This is a genomic window from Sporolactobacillus sp. PKPK-6 (assembly GCF_056678885.1).
In genome coordinates this window covers 742,114-760,221 of record NZ_JBWXPA010000002.1, presented here as the reverse complement: position 1 = coordinate 760,221, position 18,108 = coordinate 742,114, and the positions used below count along the sequence as shown (strand labels likewise).

The window sequence follows — 18,108 nt, the reverse complement described above, 5'->3', positions numbered from 1 at the left end:
ATTGATTTACTTTGATTGATACATCAATAAATGAATTTTGTTGTCCGCTTTCTAGGGGTCAATTCACTTCTTTTTTTAAATTCCTGTCAATTTATATAATAATTCGACTAGATTTGATAAAATAAGTGCACAACCTTGATGCAACGGATGAGGATGATCGGTCGTGAATATATTGCTTGATATGAAAATGTATTTATCATTCATTATTAGTGGAAATTTAGTCACTGTGGCGTTGATTGGTGCCTATTTGTGGCACCATCGCGATGATGAGACGTTAAATACATTCTTCTTTGGAAAATGTATCCAATTGGTGGCGTGGATTGTTGCTGTTTTTCGCAGCGGCACATTTGACCTTGTCGCTATTTCACTTGCGAACAGTCTCTTGTTCGTCGGTTATGCACTGGACGCAGTTGCTTTACTCAAACTGACACGATCCTATGGAAAAAGTTCTTATCGAACTTGTCTTTGGATTACAATCTTAAGCATCCTTGGATTCAATTTGATCTTGATTTTTTATAATCAATTTAATCTGCGGGTAGTTTTTGCTTCCTTGAGTCTGGCAGCGTTGCTCGTTCTCCCTATATATCGTATGGTTCAAGGTAAGAATCATTCACTGCTGATGCATTTGATGGGCTACCTTTATCTTGCACTTCTGGGCTCTTTTCTAGGAAGAGCAATGATGGTGCTATTTATGTATCATGCACTTGAACCAGGCACTTTAAGTGCGTCTTTTATTTACGGTTTCACTTTTATTACACTTAATTTGTCAATGATTTTAGGCGGTACCGGTTTCATCTTACTCCTAAAGGAAATGACAGACAGAGAACTTGTGCGTCTCGCTAATTATGATGATTTGACACAGACGCTCAATCGTCGCGCTTTTTTTGCACGGACAAAACAGTATCTTGAACAATACACAAAGAAACAGCAGAAGCTTTCTTTCTTGCTATTTGATGTCGACCAATTTAAATGCATCAACGATACTCACGGGCATGATGTCGGTGACCGTGTACTTCGCGATCTGTCGCGACGTATTTATGGATTAATGGAGACGGACCAGCTGTTGAGCAGGTTTGGCGGCGATGAATTCGCCATATTAATGCCCGGAATGGATGAGGAACAGTCTGCAGTCTCGGCTGAGCGGATTAGGTCAGAAATCGCAAACGCTGAAATTGATCTTCTTGATAAAACGCTGCGCTATACTATCAGTATTGGTCTGCTTACGATTCGCCCCAATCGTTTTACAGACGTAGAAAATCTTTATATTTCCTGTGATAATGCTTTATATGACGCCAAGAAAAATGGGAAAAACAGTGTGCACCGTGGGCAATATCAGGATGAACTTTAATTAAATTTTACTTTTTTCCGAATGAAAAATTGCTGCACTTCTGATACTAGTCATAAATGTTTAGTTGAAGGAGTGTTTTTTCTATGTCTTTAATTTTGGGAAGATTGGATTTAGAAGCAAGAGGAATGTGGTATCCAATTTCATTTTCAGCATTTGTCGTTCTATTTATTTTGTTCATGAAAAAAAGGCACGTAACCTGGAGGCAGATTTACGCGACATTTGGTGTAATTTGTTCTCTTTCTTGGATTATGGATATTACCTCAGCAATTTATTTTGATGCCTTTCGTTACGGGACGGATCATGGTATCGGTATTGCCGATCTAATATCAATAACATTCATTCCCTCGGGGCTCGCGATTATCTACCTTAATTATCGGACGCAGTCAAATAAATGGTTGTTGCTTATTCTGTTTACACTGTTGTCGCTAGGTATTGAGTTCATTACGATTCAAGTTAATTATTTTCATCTTATTCATTGGAAACTATATTATTCAGTAATCATGTACCTTATCGTTTACGGGTGTTTGCTGCCGTTACATAAACGCGTGATTGAAAATGGATTTTCTTCTTACCCGCATTTATGATCTTCTTTTTTTGACCCAATAAATAAGTACTGCTGCAACAGCAATTAAGATCAGCACATACGTCACGTGCGAATACACATCCATCCATTCAAGGACCTTGTCCCATGAATTTCCGAGCGAAGAGCCGAGCAGGACTAAGATGGTATTCCAAATAAGTGTACCGGATGCCGTGATCAGGAGGAAATACAGCAGATTCATTTTCGCCATACCAGCAGGAATGGAAATCAGACTTCGGATCAAGGGAATCATCCGACAAAAGAACACTGCCGGGTAGCCGTGACGCTCGAACCAGCTGCTCGCTTTTGTGAGATCCCCCGATTTAAGACGCAGTACATGCCCCCAACGTGCAACGATTCGTTCCAATCGCTCAATGCTCAAGAAACGTCCTATGGCATATAGTACGGCCGCACCGGTAACTGAACCAAGAGTCGCAAAAAAAATGACTAGAGGTGCGGTCAAGCGCGAATGAGTGGTCATAAAACCACCAAACGTAAGAATGACTTCTGAAGGGATTGGAGGAAAAACATTCTCCAAAAAAATCATAAAAAAGATTCCTGCATAGCCATGCTGTTCCATAAATTGTACGATCCAATCCTGCATGAATGCTCCTCACTTCCATTGATGGATGGGGTAATCTAAAAAAGTTAACATCTCTCAACACAATGCCCTAAACTGTGTGACACTATACCGTTTGCGGCGTTTCACCAAAACGCAATGAATCAAAGAATACTGCTATTTATCGGCAGTAATTTTATGATAACATACTGATAAGAACAACATTAATGATACGAGGTAACTATGAATCCGAAAACATTGAATTATAAAATGCCTGCGGAGTGGGAGACTCACGAGCGCACGTTTCTATCATGGCCGGTACGGGAGTCGATGTGCTTTCCAAACGACTACGAGCGTGTCTGCCTTGGCTATGCAGGCTTCATTGAGGCGATCGCTGATTTTGAACCGGTTACTGTACTGGTCAATCCCAATGAACAGAATTTCGTAAATACGTTTGTCAATCAATCTCGCTTTCAGTTCGAGCAATTTGTTTTGCCGCATAATGATTCGTGGCTGCGCGACAACGGTCCGACATTTGTTCAGGATACACAGGGGAATTTAGCAGGCATTAATTGGCATTTTAATGCCTGGGGTGAAAAATATCAGCCTTGGGACTTAGACGATAAGGTGGCTCATGTGCTCCTTGACGACTTACAGGTGCGTCGATTCGATGCACCGCTCGTCATGGAAGGCGGATCCTTCCATGTGGATGGTGAGGGAACCTTGCTGACGACGGAGCAATGCCTGCTCAATGCGAATCGAAATCCTGCGATGAATCGTGATCAGATTGAGCAGAGTCTGCAGGAGTATTTAAATATAAGTAAGGTCATTTGGTTGAAAAATGGTTTGTCCGGTGATGAGACGGATGGACATGTAGACAACATCGCTTGTTTTGCGGCACCAGGAAAAGTTCTGATCCAATGCTGCGATGATCCGGAAGATGATAATTATCTGATTACAAAAGAAAATATCGCACGTCTAGAAAAGGCGGTTGATGCCCAGGGAAGACGGCTTGAAATTATTCGCATACCGCAGCCGCCGGCTCGTTTTTACCAAGGTACGCGATTAACTCTGAGTTATCTTAACTTTTATTTTGTAAATAACGGCATTATCCTTCCTGTATTCGGAGGGAATGCGGATAAAACAGATAGACAGGCAGCATCGATTCTTGCGGAGATGTTTCCTGACCGAACCATCCGAACGGTTGACGGTATGGCGATTATCCGTGAAGGCGGCAATGTTCATTGCAGCACGCAGCAAATGCCGAAAACGAAAGAAGCAGGTGAAGTGAAGTCATGAGAAAAGTTAAGGTTGCAGCAACGCAAATGAGCTGCTCTTGGACGATTGATGAGAACCTCAGTAAGGCTGAAAAATTGGTACGCCGAGCAGCAGCACAAGGTGCGCAAGTCATTCTGCTTCAGGAGCTTTTTGAAACACCATACTTCTGCCAAAAAGAGAAGACTGAGTATTATTCGCTGGCGAAATCACTTGGCGAAAGCCGTGCAGTGGCACACTTCAAGAAGTTAGCTCAGGAACTCGGAGTGGTACTCCCAATTAGCTTTTATGAACGGAAAAATAATGCATTGTACAATGCGCTGGCAATGATCGATGCAGATGGAACCGTGCTCGGCACTTATCGAAAAAGTCATATTCCCGATGGACCGGGTTACGAAGAAAAGTTTTATTTTAATCCGGGCGATACCGGGTTCAAGGTGTGGGACACGCGTTTCGGAAAAATCGGTGTGGGTATTTGCTGGGATCAGTGGTTTCCGGAATCTGCACGTTGCATGACTTTAATGGGTGCGGAGCTGCTTTTTTATCCGACGGCAATCGGAACAGAGCCGTATGATGCGACTATTGATTCTAAGGATCATTGGCAAGCGTGCATGCTTGGCCACGCAGCGTCAAACCTGGTCCCGGTCATCGCATCCAATCGAGTTGGCACCGAAACAGATGAGGATTCCAAGATCACTTTTTACGGCTCCTCTTTTATTGCCGGACCGCAAGGCAACAGGATTTGTGAAGCAGATCGAACAAGCGAAACGACCTTAGTCGCTGAATTTGATTTGGACAAGCTTCAGGAGCAAAGGTTTGAATGGGGCATTTTTCGTGATCGCAGGCCGGAACTGTACCGAATTCTGACATCGAATGACGGGGAACAGAGCATTTAGTGGAGATGAAGAGATAAACGAGGAAGGGTTCAAATGGCAGGCAAACTCTATATAAAAGGCTTTCGAATCGACCATCATGCACCGGAATATGCAGACAGTTATCTATCGAAAATTGCAGCTTTGCGCCATCTTTATGACTTCTCTTTTCATCGCCCGGTAACCTTTTTTGTAGGGGAAAACGGATCGGGAAAATCAACAATTTTGGAAGCATTGGCCGTTAACTTGGGATTTAATGCTGAAGGCGGATCGAAGAATTTCACTTTTTCTACCAGCATGACACACTCAGATTTATATAAAGCCGTGCGTGTCATCAAGGGGCCGGATCATCCTAAGGACGGTTTTTTCTTGAGAGCGGAGAGCTTTTACAATCTTGCATCTAACGTTGATGAAATAGGTGATCCGATTTTTTTAGAACAGTACGGTGGGAAATCGTTGCATCAGCAATCCCATGGAGAAAGCTTTCTTTCACTCATGCTGCATCGATTTCGCGGTCACGGTGTTTATATACTAGACGAGCCTGAAGCGGCTTTATCTCCTACAAAATTGATGACAATGCTCGTAAGAATTAAGGAATTGGTGAATCAGCAATCACAGCTGATCATTGCCACTCATTCACCTATGTTGATGGCTTATCCCAATGCGGATATCTATTTTATATCAAATGAGGGTGTTAAGAAGACTCGTTATGAGGATACGGAGCACTATAATGTGATGCGTCATTTTTTGGAGGATCCGCAGAAAATGCTGCATTATTTGCTGGATTAGAAATGGAAAATTGAATCTTATTCAAGTTGGCCTGCTTAAAGGTTGAGCAGGCCCTTTTTAATTGCATTGACAACGGCGCCAACACGAGAATCAGCGCCTAATTTTTGGATTATAGATGATATATGGTATTCAACGGTCCGTTTGCTGACGGACAGTTTTTGACTGATTTCATTAGTTGTCATATCTTCAGCAATTAGTTTTAATATATCAAGCTCTTTGGAGGTTAACGATTCACATGGAGTTTCCGGCTTAAGCCTTGGAAATACCTTATCCCCGTGAAAGACTTGGCGGATAACCTTTGCAAGTCGTGAATTCGATTCTTCTTTGGTGACATAGGCATCCGCTCCCGCCTGTTTTGCTGCTTCAATATACTCGTCATATTGATAGCCGGAGAGAATGATAATCTTAAGCGGAATATGACGCTTTCTTATTTCTCTGGTGAGTTCGATGCCGTTTGTGTTCTTAAGACGTACATCAAGTACAAGGACGTCTGGAGGCTGCGCGCTGATTACCTTTTTAAGATTTATCGGGTCAGGCAGAGTGTCGACGACGTGAAAATCGGACTCTTTCTCAAGCAGTTCCTTTAGGCCCATGAGCATGAGCAGATGATCATCCACTAAGATGATGTTGATTGTCATGTCCATCATTCCAATCTAGGGGCAGTGTGATATTGATTGTTGTTCCATTTCCCGATGACGATTGTATGTCGAAAAGTCCATGCATCAAATCGACGCTTTTCTGTACCGAGAGCAATCCGATATGGCCGGAGGCAGTGCTTAACATGTTGGTCAGATTAAACCCTTTTCCATGGTCGCTTACTATGATCAGCAGGTAATAATCCGTACACTTAAGGGAAACTGAGACAACAGGAATCGACGCATGTTTGATCGAATTGTGGAGCAGCTCCTTAACCATGCGAAAGGCTGCAAGCTCAATTCTCTTCGGAATTATTTTCATTCCGAGATCGAAGCTTGTATCCACAATTACATTATAGTTGTTCTGCAATCTCTTTTTCAGTGATTGAACGCTCTGCTGCAATCCGAGATCTTCTACAATAAAAGGATGAAGTTCACGAGACTTCTCTCTAATTTCATAAATGGTGTTCAAAAGCGATTCTTTGATTACACTGTAAGCAGACGGATCAATTTTTTGTGAATGATGCAGATCATCAACTCTATTTTCTAATAGTATAACATTTTGAAGAATCTCGTCGTGCAGAAAAATGGATACATCTCGTTTACTTTCGTCAATGGAATTCATCAGCAGTTGATTAAAATGCTCATGCGAGTACGACTGACTTCTCGTTTTCTCAAGCTCAGTATCCATCTGAGAAAGCACTTCAGAGCTGTTTAACAGATTAAGAGCATCGGCACAAATTCCATCAATCAATGCAAACTCATTTTTTTCAAAGCGTGTTCCGTTCTTTTTCTGACCAAGAAAAATCCATCCTTTGATGCTTTCTTGATCCGATAACGAAAGGATGGTTACATCCATTTTTTTCTGAATCGTCTCTTTTGTATCTGAGTTTAGGCTGTTCAAAATTTTAAGTGTCAACGATCCTTTTGAAAAAATCCCGGTTTGATAATAAATCTTTGGAATTTGGTTTTGCTTCCACACGAGGCAGGCACCATTAATTACGATTGTTTGCTGAATGAGATTAACAATTAACCGTGCGCAGGAGGTTAGATGCTGCCCGTTTAAAACCTGCTGCATGATTCGATGCGTTTCTCTTTTAATTTCTTGGGTTTTATCAACCTTGTGACGATAGGAGCGTGAACTGAAAAATTGATTGAATCCAATGAAAATGATGATGGCAGCAGACATTAACAGATTGATGCGAAAAAATAGATCCAGATGATCCTGAAAAAATAAAAACAATAAGTTGTTTGTTAAAATTAAAGAAAGGATAATGATGCCTGTTTTCGATAGAAGCGTCATAAATTTTATACGAATATCGATGATCTCTTGACGCGTCAGCATGTAGGTAACTGAGATTGGGAAAATGATGACACTTATTAAACTATAATAAAAAGGAATATGATTTTCTGAAGCAAAGAAGATATACGGGATCAGACTCAAGAAAATAACCGGAAAAAAGGAAAGACAGAAAGAAGCAATGAGAATATAGAGCTGATTCTTGACCTTTGCAGAATTGGATTTCAGCATTAAGCTGATTAAAACAATACAGAGTACAAGTGATGTACAAATAACAAAAAGAATTAAATATCGAGAAACGTCAGTAAGTGGATTATGGAACCTCCGAAAGATTGTGGCGAAAAAATAGATTATTGAAAAGCATAAAACAATATTATTTAAAGTTACATAAAGCCACTTGAACAGCTTAGGCTTTGTTGTCGAGGGAAACAAAAGAAAAAAATGTAAAAGGCAGACGGGTGTAAACAATACAGAAATTACCTCTATCGGCTGTGCAAGGATATTTTTAAAGCCAGAAGGGATAGCGGAGATGATTGCTATACCAGTCATAAACATAAGATAGAAATAATACTTGGTAATGACGGAGTGAGGTTTTGTTGTATAGCAGTAAAAACCGCTGTAAAGAAAAAAGAAGCCAATCGAGAAAAGAATGATAAGTTGATCGATACGAGGAACTGGATCCACATCGATTTTATTGGAATTAGCTTGGAATAAAAAGTAATAAGAGTAATATACTGTGAGTAAAATAAATAATGTAAATAATGAATAGACGTGTAATTTCGACTTAATGATGATCATCTCCGAGAAACTTTATCAGGTCTGTATAGTGCATTTTATTGGTACTTGTTTCTTGTTTTTTCTTTAAAAGAAGTAAGGCTTTGTTTAAATAAACTTCAGAAAGAATATCGCAATATTTAATTGCGCCCGTCTTTTTTATATAGGAACGAATAATTGGCAGCAAATCTCGGCTTTCTCTTAAATTCTTGGTTGTCAGCATCATTAAAAGCCAATCGTCATCTCTTGCTTGGCTGGCCTCAATTGCTTTAATCAAGGGTAATGTTGCTTTTTTATCCACGAGATCATTTTTCGTATCGTCAAAAATATCCCGTGCATCATTGCTGATTTGTCCGGAAAATCCTATGTAATCTGCGACTTTACTCCAAAATGCGAGCTCTTTATGTGGCACATTTAAATGAAAAACTAAACGAGTCAATGATACCGATTTGCGACTGATTTGCGCAAAGTACTCTTTCTCAGTCGGTACGTGTTTCCTGCTGATACAGAAGGACAGATCCATGGTTTGTCCTTGAGCCGCTTCTCGTAATTGCGCTACCACAGATAAAAATATTTGAGAATTTTTATACTGACTGATGATGTGCAATCCTTCCATTAAAAGCACACTGGATAAGCTTACAGCTTGGGGAGCAGGAACCCATGTTAAGAGTTCGCCATTTAAATCTTGGTCCGCCAAATCATCAAGAATATCTGTTGCGAGGACAAGAAGTTCAATGGCTGCAGAGCAGGCAACTATAGAAGAATCCCTCTTATCAGTCGATTCAAAGAGTGAGGCAATATGATAATTGAATTCTGCCCATGTAAATCCCGATTCGACATTAAAAATCTTCCCTTTTAAATGCAAAAGAGAAGAAATGAAATCCTTCGTATCGCTATTAATTTCACATTCTGAAATATACTCATTTAAAAAATTTTTTATTTTATCTCTGTTCTGCATTATTAAACCCATTCAAGTGGTCCGCTCGCAGGCAACTCGCTTATTTGGCTCATATGCTTGGTAAAAATCGAGGATACATCCGAATCCAAATCTGCACCTGCAACTGCCAACTCTGCATTGCCTACATGCGCCTTATCGACAAATTCCTGTACTAATGCCCACAATTTTTCATTCATTGCTCAAACACCTCCAAAATTTGTCTTACATATAGTGATAATTCGACTTATGAAGCACAACTCCTTTAAAAAATTTAAAATAATTATTTGAAATAATTGCGGAAAATACGGATTCCAAAATAATTTGAATTGGGTATATTAGGCATAGGGGAGAAGTATATCAATGGGTATTTTCAAGTAGAAAAAGAACAATTTGGTAAAAAGAAAAAGAATTTACTTATTCGAATTAATAATTAGGTTTCACATGTGGGGGGAAATAAAATGAGTTCATATGATCAGTATTCAACCACTTATTTAACAGAATTATATTATGTGATCAAAAAGAATATTGAAAACGGTTTCCTGTCAAGCGCAATGCGACAGGAACTGGCACTCATTGCTGAAGCAGTAAGTAAACAGGGTGTTGCAATTATCGAGGATAAACGTATGATACAATTCCGTCATCAAATCTGCGATCAAAAATAAGTGAATCTAATTCCTAGGTGACAGTCGTCGGCTGTCACCTATTTGGCGTGCTTAAATTATGATGGTAAATAATTGGAATCCAAAAAATAAATGTTGAAAAATTTGGAAAAACAAAAGAAAATAAACAATATATTGATAAAACAAAGAGAATCGGAGGTTAGTGATGGACACTGAATGGATTCATGACTACTGTTTAACGAAAATCGGCACGGAATGTGATTTTAAAGAGGAATGGCAAGCGACCAGATACATGATACGCGGCAAAATGTTTGCGATGCGTGGTGGAGACAAAAAGGGCAGCCCAATTATCACGGTTAAATTGTCTCCTGAATTTGGCGCACATTTGCGTGAAGAATACGATGCAATCGTTCCGGGGTATTACATGAACAAGACGCATTGGAATTCACTGTATCTTGAAGCGGATATTCCAGTGAGTGTATTAAAGACGATGTTGGATCAGGCACACATGCTTGTGCTGTCGTCGCTCAGCAAGAAAGTGCGTCAAGAAATAGAAAAAGAAAATGCATAGTAATAGATGTAATCTCCGTGACGTGATCTTACTGAAGCTTGGTAGTCTATTTCTTTCTTTAATGTGTGCTTTTTGTGTCGGTTTAGAGAAAAGATGAACAGATTATAGAGGATTATTATTCTTGTCTTTTCTCCGCATCTATTTATAATTAATAGTAGTAACATATTTTTTTTTGAATTTTCAAAGGTAAAAAGGCCTAGTTATTATTGCTTATCGTAATTATGGATTGTTCGCACAATCTCTTTATTGATGCTATGATCAGTGACCAAAACGGAGAAAGGGTGGTATTTTTGACAAAAATACTTATTGTGGATGATTCGAAATTTTCACAGAAAATTACATATTCATTCTTAAACCAATACTTAGAAAATATAGAGTTTATTTTTGCAAATGACGGACAGGAAGGCCTTGAGAAATTCACGGAGACTCAGCCTGATTTTATGATTGTTGATCTGTTAATGCCGAAATTGCGCGGACAGGATCTGATTGAAAAAGCGAAACAAATTGATCGAGATGCAAATGTCATTGTTTTGTCCGCTGATGTTCAGAATCGCGTGCGTGATGTTGTAGAGAAAATGGGTGTGCTCTCTTTTATTAATAAGCCTTTAGATGAAAAAAAGGCGAAAGAGATCTGCGACATCATAGGGACGGGTAGCCGTGGCCAATAATATAAGCAGAGAAGACATCCTAACCGAATTATTTAATGTTGGCGTGGGTCAAGCGGCCAGCACGCTTTCGGACATCATTGATAAACGAATCGGACTGACGATTCCTAATGTCCGTATTTTGGACGCTGCTAATGGGAAGATTGAACTTAACAAGTATTTGCTGAATGTTGCTGAGGGAGCGGTTATGGTCTCCTCTATTTCGTTTGACAGTCAGCTGGAAGGCAAAGTCAGCCTGCTCTTCCCAGCAGATAAAATGCACCATTTTATTGATCTCTGCCTTCATGAAACACGTGATGAATTTGAGAACAATTTGGAATTCACGGATATTGATTTTGATACAATTAAAGAAATCGGCAATATCGTTATTAATTCAATTATTGGCGAACTGAGCAATACCGTAAATATTCCGGTTGAATACACCTTGCCAGACATAGATGTGTTAAATGATGCCAATGCGGAGCACTTTGTTGATTGTGAAGATTATCGGCTTGTACTTATGATGTTTCTTGCTTTTGATATTGAAGGGACTGAGATTGCCGGAGCGATTGTCATTAATATGACGTTGAATTCGCTCGACGATATCCTGAATAAGATCGATAAATTGTATAACGGAAGATGAGTGATTATGGATTCTATTATTCCTGGTATTCTAAACTGCATAAATGAGGGAATCGTAATGATTACCGAGGACCTCGAGATTACCTACTGGAATCCTTTTATGGAGCGATTATCAGGTAAGAAGAGCGGAGAGACTCTCGGGAAAAAGGTGGATCAGGTGCTTCCTGCGCTTGAACGTCCATTCTTTTATAGTGCAGTAAAGCGGTTGACCTCCGGTGGAAACCCTGTCTTCTTCTCAGCCGCCATGCATCGAAAATTGGTGAGCCCGGATCATCGGGTGAACCTGAAAATGAATCGTGTGATGCTGGAAGGCCGAAGTGCTCTTCTCCTTGAATTTATCGATGTCACGAATCAGTTTCAAAGGATCAGTCAATTAAGGGATTATGTCAGTCAACTTTCCCATTTAAACAACCAGTTGAAGCAGAAGGAAAAGGTGATTGAAAAACTCGCCTATTATGATAAACTGACGGGTGTTGCAAATCGAGCATTGTTCGACAAGTTCGCAGATAAATATTTAAGTATGGCCAGAGAACACGGTACAATGCTCGGCCTGATGTTTGTCGATGTTAATGAATTTAAATCGATTAATGATACCTATGGGCATAATACAGGTGATAAAGTCATGACGCGCGTGGCAAGTCTGCTGACAGAATCCACGCGTAAAAATGATATTGTCTGCAGATATGGCGGCGATGAATTTCTGGTTCTGCTCCCTGACATTCGAACCGTTCGAGATTATCAGGCGATCGCTGAACGCATTGAAGTGAATAAAAAAAGACATATCGTTCAGGACGGTTATGATATTTGGCTGTCGCTGAGTATCGGAATCAGTTTTTATCCCGATGATGGTGCGACAATTGGTGATTTGATCGAGAAAGCTGATGAATACATGTATTTCAACAAGCATCAATTGAGAGCTCAGCAAAAAGATATGTTTTCAGAATAAACGTCGGGCGGACGAATCATGAATTCGCTCGATTTTTAATTGTTTATCGTCGCTTGCTTTTCAAGCTGATCATGAGTTTATTCGCTGATTTCCAACTAAAATTCATCGTATGAAAAAAAGTGATGGTTGACATACCTGCCGGGCAATGGCATAAATAATAAAGCAGGAAGCTGGCGAAAAAGCCGAGAAGGAATGGTCATTGCGATGAATAAACAAGAAGTGCATTCTGATTTGTTGAACATCATGTCAAAAGAAGAACAAGTAAAAATAGATGAAAATTTAAGTACATATACCTTTACTCACACTGGCGGAGAAGCTGATCTTTTTGTAACCCCGCAAACGTATGAAGAAGTAGGAAAGACTGTTGCTTATGCCAATAAGCATCAGCTGCCACTGACAATCCTCGGACGGGGATCCAATCTTATTATACGGGACGGCGGAATCAGAGGAATTGTCGTTCACTGCGGCTGTCTGAACCAAATCAAATGCGAAGGTGAGACGTTGATCGCACAAAGCGGTGCATCGATTATTGATGTTTCTCGTTTCGCTTTGGCACATGCACTTACAGGTCTGGAATTTGCTTGCGGCATTCCCGGATCAGTCGGCGGCGCGTTGTATATGAATGCCGGTGCCTATGGGGGAGAAACAGCCGATGTATTGCGCGGCGCGGTTGTTGTCGACACAAATGGATCTATTTTGAAGCTTGAAGATCATGAACTTGAGATGGGCTATCGACACAGCGCATTTTCTCAAAAAGGTTATTTAGCCCTTGAAGGAACCTTTGTCCTCAAAAAGGGCAACCCAGCTGAAATAAAACAAGAGATGGATCGATTGACCGAATTGCGTGAGTTGAAGCAGCCATTGGAGTATCCATCATGCGGCAGCGTATTTAAACGGCCGACGGGTTATTTTGCCGGGAAACTGATTCAGGACAGCGGACTGCAAGGAACGAGAATTGGCGGCGTTGAAGTGTCGACGAAGCATGCCGGATTTATGGTTAATGTTGATCACGGCACTGCTTCAGATTACATACGCCTGATAAGGCATGTACAGGAGACAGTCAAGAAGAAGTTCGGAGTAAATTTGGAAACAGAAGTGAAAATCATCGGTGAAGAACCGAAAAAATAACAGGCCGCGCAGCTGCGGCCTGTTATTTTTAAGTTATAGTGTTATTAAAAATTGACTTATTCTGCGATTCGCTTGCCCATAATGACTAGATCGCGTTCGATGCTGTCCAATTCAGCGACCTTTGGAAATGTTCCCCAGCGCTCAAATCCGAAATGTTCGAATAGGCGAAGGCTCGGCACGTTTTGAGCAAAAATAAATGCGAGTATGGTCTTGATTCCAAATTCGCCACAGTGGTCAACAGCGTAACGAATGAGAAATGAACCGATTCCGTTTCCTCGAAAGCGTTCATCAAGATAAATACTGATTTCTGCAGTTGCACGATAAGCAGGTCGTCCGTAAAAACTGCTGAGGCTGAGCCATCCGCAAACTTCACCCTCATATTCAGCAATCCAAAGTGGTCGATTTGGATCTGACTGATGGGCATCAAACCACGGACGTCGGTCATTAATGGTGACTGGTTCCGTGTCAGCGGTGACCATGCGGCCGGGTATCGTTGAATTGTAAATCGACACAATAGCCTCCAAATCCGTCTCAACGGCGTCTCGGACACAAATTGAATGGCACATAATACTCCTCTATTCTTTCAATTTTTTGTTCTGAATCTTTGGCGATCAATCGGATAATAAATTGACCATTGCGTGCGCATCGGCTGAAAGGCTGTTGCGCACTTTTTCAGGAGCGGTCACTTTATAAATAAATGAGTTGATTAATTGGACATAGGTTTGCAAGTAATGCACAGATGACGAAAGATTCCCGCTCATATAAGCCGTTTGCGCTTTGTTCAGCGTATCAGAAAGTGATGCAGTTTCCGATTCATTCAAATTTTTCAACCCGAATTGATGGATGATCTCATTGCGCATCGTATCAAAGCCGTCACGTATTCCCGAATAGCCAAGCAGCTGAAGCTCACTGATCGACAGCGGATAGCTGCTGCTGGTTTTTGTTATTGTTATTTTGTAATAAGAGTATATCTTTGGATTTTTAATCGAGAACGCACGTGTCATGGAGCGCCATTTAAATTTCTGGTTTGTTCTTGTATCGAGAAGATCCCAGGTTGTCCCATCATTTGATCCCCACATTGCCCAGCTCTCCGGATCGCTTGAAACTCGGCTGTTCGTCGAGGTTAAGGTATACGCCTTGATCCTGCGATTCTCTGCTTTGAAATGGAAGATAACTGACGGATGCTCCTTTTTAAATTTAACAGAAGTCTGCCACTTGTTGTCAAACAAGTCGGTCAGACTGCCTTCTCCGCTTTGACGACTGATAGTCGCCTCATCAGTAAGATCATTCAGCGGTTTCGGAAAGAGCGATGAACCATTTGTCGATTGTGCGGTAAGCGATTCAGGCACAGCATCTGCGGATGTTCCCCAGCTGGATGGCTGAGCACCCATATTAAAGACGAGTGTTCCGCCGTTTGCCAGATCGCTTGCTGATAACGTCGTTTGTTGCAACGAACGGCCATTGAGTGAAACACTTTGGACGTATTTGTTCTTATTGCTTACCTTAGGAGCGCTGATGATCAGCTCTTTTCCGTTCTCCAAATGCAGCGTCATTTTCTTGAAATACGGAGCGCCGATTACATAATTCTGTGTTCCTTTCTGCAGCGGATAGATACCCGCTGCGCCAAATAGATAATAGCCTGAAAGCATCGCTCCTGTATCGGAGCCTAAATAGCCTTGACCGATTGATCCGCCTGTATAGAAACGGTTCAAGAGTGCCCGAGTCATGTTTTGTGTCTTCCAAGGAGCGGAAGCGAATAAATACATGTAGGGAAGTGAAGGCGATGAAGTATTGTCAAGGGTGAACATCCCCATCTTGCTGCCTAAAGCAAGACGCGCTTTTGCTTGTTTTTTAATTGATTGAGCAGAGGGCTCTGTGCTGAGATACTGATCGAGCTTATCAATCAGTCCAGCCTTTCCTCCATACAAATTAATAAGGCCTTGACCATCCTGGGGAACGTTAAAGGCGTTCGCCCAGTCCTCTACAGTTTGATTGCTCAACTGGCTGCTCTTCAATGAACTGATCGCCCATTTTCCGTTCTCTTTCCGCGGTGTGAAGGCATCGAGTGAGCGGTTAAAAAGATTAAGATAATCTTTCGAACGGCTTAAATAATAGCTGCTGTCCTCTGAAAGAGAAGAAGTATTCGGCTGTTTGTTTGCCAAAGTCTTGCCAAAATTCCCTAGGGCAAAATCGTTGATCGATCGGTTTAATGTTTGACTGATGCTGTTTTTTTGACTGGACGATGTATATCCGGTAAGTAACTGTTCCTGTTCATTTTCAGGTACAGAAGCGGCTTGCAGCATAGCAGTATACAGCAGCGACGTATTGATACCAGGAACTCCTTTTGCAACAGCATCAGCAAAGGCGGTCCCTGCATCAGCGTCGAAACGTCCGCCATTTTTATAAACCGTAAGAAATCCGTTTATTAAGCGGGCGGTCAGTTTCGGTTCAAGAAGTGCATAGGCAGGCCAAGCAGTTTGTGCACTATAAGCGAACGTGCTGTTGACATAAATATGCCCATTTTTGATTGACGCTCCCGTGTGATCGGCTGTATTCGCAGAACTCGCCGGAACGCTGAGGTCCGCATATCGGTACTTCGGGTTTTTCTTTGTTCCAATATTTTCAGAACCATCGTTCGGCGATTGATAGAGTCGATAGAGGTTCGAATACAGAGTCGCTTGCTGATCTGTTTCTGCACCATCGACCGTAATTCGGCTGAGTCGCTCATTCCATTCTTTTTTTGCTTTCTTTTCAACATCTTTAATGGAGGTCTTCTTGCCGATTTCCTGGTTCAAATTTTTCTTCGCCTGCCCTATGCTGATCAAAGAACTTCCCACTTTTAAGGTAACTGCGCGGTTCTTTGAGGTATCGAATTTGAAGAAGGCGGTCACAGAATCACGATCTTCTCCGGACAAATGCTGTGCATCGGTAACCGGCTGATCTACGGTTGCGTAGAAGAACATTCTGTTCATGTTGCCGGTGGTTTTATCTTTGATGTCGGAGTAACCTTCAATTGATTGTGTCTTGGGATGCAACGTCAGGCTGCCTTGCCGATCCAGATTGTCAAAGAGCAGATTGCCTTGGCTTCCCGTAAAGGTGTAACGCATGACTGCAGCGTGGCTGGTTGCGGCAAGCTCAGCGCTCATGCCATCAGTAAACGTGACTGAATAGCGATAAGGGCTGGCCGACTCGTCCGATCGATTGAACGCCTTGCTTCGTCCAAGCCGATTGGCGCTTGGTGTACCGGAAAAGCTTGAGGGCATCACCTGCAACGTTTGCCTAATGCCGCTCTGATCATTTGCTGATTGGCTGAGTGAAAAGGACTGAAGTTCAGGCAAATTACTCGGATCATTATTTTGGCTATATGGATAAATCTGTTTCTTCGCACTGCTGTCAATTGCCGGTGACCAATAATTGAATCCGTTGGGCACGCCAATTGCCGGAACCGTATCCCCACGCGCAAATTGTGAATCGGAAGCTGTGCCGCGGAGCACGTTTACCTGATCAACGGGCTGCACCTTTGCAGCAGATGCCGCGGAGACATTGCTGATGCGCAGGTCGTCAACTGCTCCTTTAAATGTGCTTTCTGTCCTTGATGATTTATAGGCGAGAAGAATGCGGACAATTGTTTTTCCTTTTGCAGCTTTACCGAGCGAGATCGTTTTATTATTCCATTGATTCATGAGCATCGTGCCGGATTTTCCCTGAGCTTCCGGGGTTATGGCCACACCATTCTGATCCACTGCTTTCAGCTGATGAAGATAGCTACCATCCGAAAACTTAAGATCGACGGATACATAGCTTGCTGTCTGTGCATTGGGATCCTTTTTTGTCGCTTCAGGAGCGATAAGATAGGAGAGCTGTGTATCTTTTGTTACCGGAATATGTACGTTGAAGAGCTTATTATAGGCATAACTGTCCTTCTTTTTGGCAGTTGAACCTGCATAAGTGAGGACATGACTGCCTGTCCATCCTAACTTTGAGGGAGCATTATACAAATCGCTTGGTCCGCGTGAGATATAAGTAGCCATAGTTTTGCCGCTGCCATCGAACGCCTTGACACCATTGGACGATATTTCTCCGTTTTTACCGTTTTCAGCTGTGTTCTTCCAAGTCAGTGCCGGATTGCCGTTCTCAAAGGAAGTGAAAAAGAGGTGCTGCTTAGTCTGTGCCTTTACTTCGTGACCAGGTAATAATGGAGCGGTCAAGCTCAGACAAATACAGCTGATGAAAATTTTAAAACTAGTACTTAAACTCATGATGCTGCCCCTCTTCTTTTTATACGGCGTACCCTGTCATTCATTATTCGCAAAGAAGTTGATAGCCGTGCCGGCCGATCAATTATTCTATGGTATGTAAAAAATTTCACAGCAAAATAACAGCCAGTAATTCAGTGACTTAATCATTTTATTATAACGGAACGCAGCTTATCTATAAAGAAGGCTCTGCAATGACATTGATTTTTTTACAGCACGTTGATGATGCGGA

The 18,108-nt window shown here is 41.6% G+C and carries 18 protein-coding genes; 11 read left to right on the top strand and 7 right to left on the bottom strand.

The genetic code is table 11. The features are described 5' to 3' along the window. The first annotated feature begins 163 nt into the window (after positions 1 to 163). Both AC1MBV_RS14495 and AC1MBV_RS14490 read left to right on the top strand, forming a co-directional pair. On the top strand, positions 164 to 1,348 hold the full coding sequence (locus AC1MBV_RS14495; protein ID WP_255748901.1) for a GGDEF domain-containing protein: 1,185 nt from the start codon (positions 164 to 166) through the stop codon (positions 1,346 to 1,348). An 83-nt stretch (positions 1,349 to 1,431) separates the two neighbouring features. After that, positions 1,432 to 1,932 carry a hypothetical protein gene (locus AC1MBV_RS14490; protein ID WP_255748900.1) on the top strand — a complete coding sequence of 167 codons (501 nt, stop codon included), beginning with the start codon at positions 1,432 to 1,434 and terminating at the stop codon, positions 1,930 to 1,932. Here AC1MBV_RS14490 and AC1MBV_RS14485 read toward each other — a convergent pair. Beyond that, positions 1,927 to 2,532, bottom strand: a complete 606-nt coding sequence (locus AC1MBV_RS14485; RefSeq protein ID WP_480948594.1) for a DedA family protein — start codon at positions 2,530 to 2,532, stop codon at positions 1,927 to 1,929. The genes AC1MBV_RS14490 and AC1MBV_RS14485 overlap by 6 nt on opposite strands. 198 nt (positions 2,533 to 2,730) lie before the next feature. On the opposite strand from AC1MBV_RS14485, the gene AC1MBV_RS14480 reads away from it, so the two are divergent. The 3 genes from AC1MBV_RS14480 to AC1MBV_RS14470 are packed head-to-tail and all read left to right on the top strand — an operon-like array spanning position 2,731 to position 5,423. Beyond that, positions 2,731 to 3,786: an agmatine deiminase family protein gene (locus tag AC1MBV_RS14480; protein WP_255748898.1), complete on the top strand. Its 1,056-nt coding sequence runs from the start codon at positions 2,731 to 2,733 to the stop codon at positions 3,784 to 3,786. Continuing rightward, the gene (gene aguB / locus AC1MBV_RS14475; RefSeq protein ID WP_255748897.1) at positions 3,783 to 4,658 is read left to right on the top strand and encodes an N-carbamoylputrescine amidase; all 876 of its coding nucleotides are present in this window, start codon (positions 3,783 to 3,785) and stop codon (positions 4,656 to 4,658) included. Before AC1MBV_RS14480 ends, aguB begins: the two co-directional genes overlap by 4 nt. 33 nt (positions 4,659 to 4,691) lie before the next feature. Further along, entirely contained in the window at positions 4,692 to 5,423 is a 732-nt protein-coding gene (locus AC1MBV_RS14470) for an AAA family ATPase (protein ID WP_255748896.1), read from the top strand. A gap of 35 nt (positions 5,424 to 5,458) precedes the next feature. Here the strand turns inward: AC1MBV_RS14470 and AC1MBV_RS14465 are convergent, their stop codons facing one another. The 4 genes from AC1MBV_RS14465 to AC1MBV_RS14450 all read right to left on the bottom strand — a co-directional run bounded on the left by AC1MBV_RS14465 (position 5,459) and on the right by AC1MBV_RS14450 (position 9,266). Next, a complete protein-coding gene (locus AC1MBV_RS14465; protein WP_480948593.1) occupies positions 5,459 to 6,061 on the bottom strand; it encodes a response regulator transcription factor in 603 nt (200 codons plus the stop codon). Next, complete coding sequence (locus AC1MBV_RS14460) at positions 6,033 to 7,589, bottom strand: sensor histidine kinase (RefSeq protein WP_480948592.1); 1,557 nt, start codon at positions 7,587 to 7,589, stop codon at positions 6,033 to 6,035. The genes AC1MBV_RS14465 and AC1MBV_RS14460 overlap by 29 nt, the downstream gene beginning before the upstream one ends. A gap of 553 nt (positions 7,590 to 8,142) precedes the next feature. Further along, positions 8,143 to 9,102, bottom strand: coding sequence for a polyprenyl synthetase family protein (locus tag AC1MBV_RS14455; RefSeq protein WP_480948591.1), 960 nt, complete (start codon positions 9,100 to 9,102; stop codon positions 8,143 to 8,145). Next, the gene (locus AC1MBV_RS14450) at positions 9,093 to 9,266 is read right to left on the bottom strand and encodes a hypothetical protein (protein WP_255748892.1); all 174 of its coding nucleotides are present in this window, start codon (positions 9,264 to 9,266) and stop codon (positions 9,093 to 9,095) included. The genes AC1MBV_RS14455 and AC1MBV_RS14450 overlap by 10 nt, the downstream gene beginning before the upstream one ends. A 261-nt stretch (positions 9,267 to 9,527) precedes the next feature. Here AC1MBV_RS14450 and AC1MBV_RS14445 point away from each other — a divergent pair, with 261 nt between their 5' ends. The 6 genes from AC1MBV_RS14445 (at position 9,528) to murB (ending at position 13,620) form a co-directional block, all read left to right on the top strand. After that, the gene (locus AC1MBV_RS14445; protein WP_255748891.1) at positions 9,528 to 9,731 is read left to right on the top strand and encodes a hypothetical protein; all 204 of its coding nucleotides are present in this window, start codon (positions 9,528 to 9,530) and stop codon (positions 9,729 to 9,731) included. A gap of 163 nt (positions 9,732 to 9,894) precedes the next feature. Next, entirely contained in the window at positions 9,895 to 10,260 is a 366-nt protein-coding gene (locus AC1MBV_RS14440) for an MmcQ/YjbR family DNA-binding protein (protein ID WP_255748890.1), read from the top strand. Positions 10,261 to 10,568: 308 nt separating this feature from the next. Beyond that, complete coding sequence (locus AC1MBV_RS14435) at positions 10,569 to 10,928, top strand: response regulator transcription factor (protein ID WP_480948590.1); 360 nt, start codon at positions 10,569 to 10,571, stop codon at positions 10,926 to 10,928. Beyond that, complete coding sequence (locus tag AC1MBV_RS14430) at positions 10,918 to 11,547, top strand: chemotaxis protein CheC (RefSeq protein WP_480948589.1); 630 nt, start codon at positions 10,918 to 10,920, stop codon at positions 11,545 to 11,547. Before AC1MBV_RS14435 ends, AC1MBV_RS14430 begins: the two co-directional genes overlap by 11 nt. A 6-nt stretch (positions 11,548 to 11,553) precedes the next feature. Further along, a complete protein-coding gene (locus AC1MBV_RS14425) occupies positions 11,554 to 12,492 on the top strand; it encodes a GGDEF domain-containing protein (RefSeq protein ID WP_480948588.1) in 939 nt (312 codons plus the stop codon). 204 nt (positions 12,493 to 12,696) lie between these two features. Beyond that, the gene (gene murB / locus AC1MBV_RS14420) at positions 12,697 to 13,620 is read left to right on the top strand and encodes a UDP-N-acetylmuramate dehydrogenase (protein ID WP_480948789.1); all 924 of its coding nucleotides are present in this window, start codon (positions 12,697 to 12,699) and stop codon (positions 13,618 to 13,620) included. Between the two features lie 56 nt (positions 13,621 to 13,676). Here murB and AC1MBV_RS14415 read toward each other — a convergent pair whose 3' ends face one another. Together AC1MBV_RS14415 and AC1MBV_RS14410 are read right to left on the bottom strand one after the other, a co-directional pair. Continuing rightward, a complete protein-coding gene (locus AC1MBV_RS14415; protein WP_480948587.1) occupies positions 13,677 to 14,186 on the bottom strand; it encodes an N-acetyltransferase family protein in 510 nt (169 codons plus the stop codon). A gap of 45 nt (positions 14,187 to 14,231) precedes the next feature. Then, a complete protein-coding gene (locus tag AC1MBV_RS14410) occupies positions 14,232 to 17,879 on the bottom strand; it encodes a GH92 family glycosyl hydrolase (protein WP_480948586.1) in 3,648 nt (1,215 codons plus the stop codon). Between the last annotated feature and the right edge of the window lie 229 nt (positions 17,880 to 18,108).

Coding starts and splice junctions, on each gene's coding strand:
- AC1MBV_RS14445 (WP_255748891.1), top strand. CDS start 9,528: ATGAGTTCATATGATCAGTATTCAACCACTTATTTAACAGAATTATAT.
- aguB (WP_255748897.1), top strand. CDS start 3,783: ATGAGAAAAGTTAAGGTTGCAGCAACGCAAATGAGCTGCTCTTGGACG.
- AC1MBV_RS14440 (WP_255748890.1), top strand. CDS start 9,895: ATGGACACTGAATGGATTCATGACTACTGTTTAACGAAAATCGGCACG.
- AC1MBV_RS14415 (WP_480948587.1), bottom strand. CDS start 14,186: ATGTGCCATTCAATTTGTGTCCGAGACGCCGTTGAGACGGATTTGGAG.
- AC1MBV_RS14460 (WP_480948592.1), bottom strand. CDS start 7,589: ATGCTGAAATCCAATTCTGCAAAGGTCAAGAATCAGCTCTATATTCTC.
- murB (WP_480948789.1), top strand. CDS start 12,697: ATGAATAAACAAGAAGTGCATTCTGATTTGTTGAACATCATGTCAAAA.
- AC1MBV_RS14450 (WP_255748892.1), bottom strand. CDS start 9,266: ATGAATGAAAAATTGTGGGCATTAGTACAGGAATTTGTCGATAAGGCG.
- AC1MBV_RS14485 (WP_480948594.1), bottom strand. CDS start 2,532: ATGCAGGATTGGATCGTACAATTTATGGAACAGCATGGCTATGCAGGA.
- AC1MBV_RS14455 (WP_480948591.1), bottom strand. CDS start 9,102: ATGGGTTTAATAATGCAGAACAGAGATAAAATAAAAAATTTTTTAAAT.
- AC1MBV_RS14470 (WP_255748896.1), top strand. CDS start 4,692: ATGGCAGGCAAACTCTATATAAAAGGCTTTCGAATCGACCATCATGCA.
- AC1MBV_RS14410 (WP_480948586.1), bottom strand. CDS start 17,879: ATGAGTTTAAGTACTAGTTTTAAAATTTTCATCAGCTGTATTTGTCTG.
- AC1MBV_RS14480 (WP_255748898.1), top strand. CDS start 2,731: ATGAATCCGAAAACATTGAATTATAAAATGCCTGCGGAGTGGGAGACT.
- AC1MBV_RS14465 (WP_480948593.1), bottom strand. CDS start 6,061: ATGACAATCAACATCATCTTAGTGGATGATCATCTGCTCATGCTCATG.
- AC1MBV_RS14490 (WP_255748900.1), top strand. CDS start 1,432: ATGTCTTTAATTTTGGGAAGATTGGATTTAGAAGCAAGAGGAATGTGG.
- AC1MBV_RS14425 (WP_480948588.1), top strand. CDS start 11,554: ATGGATTCTATTATTCCTGGTATTCTAAACTGCATAAATGAGGGAATC.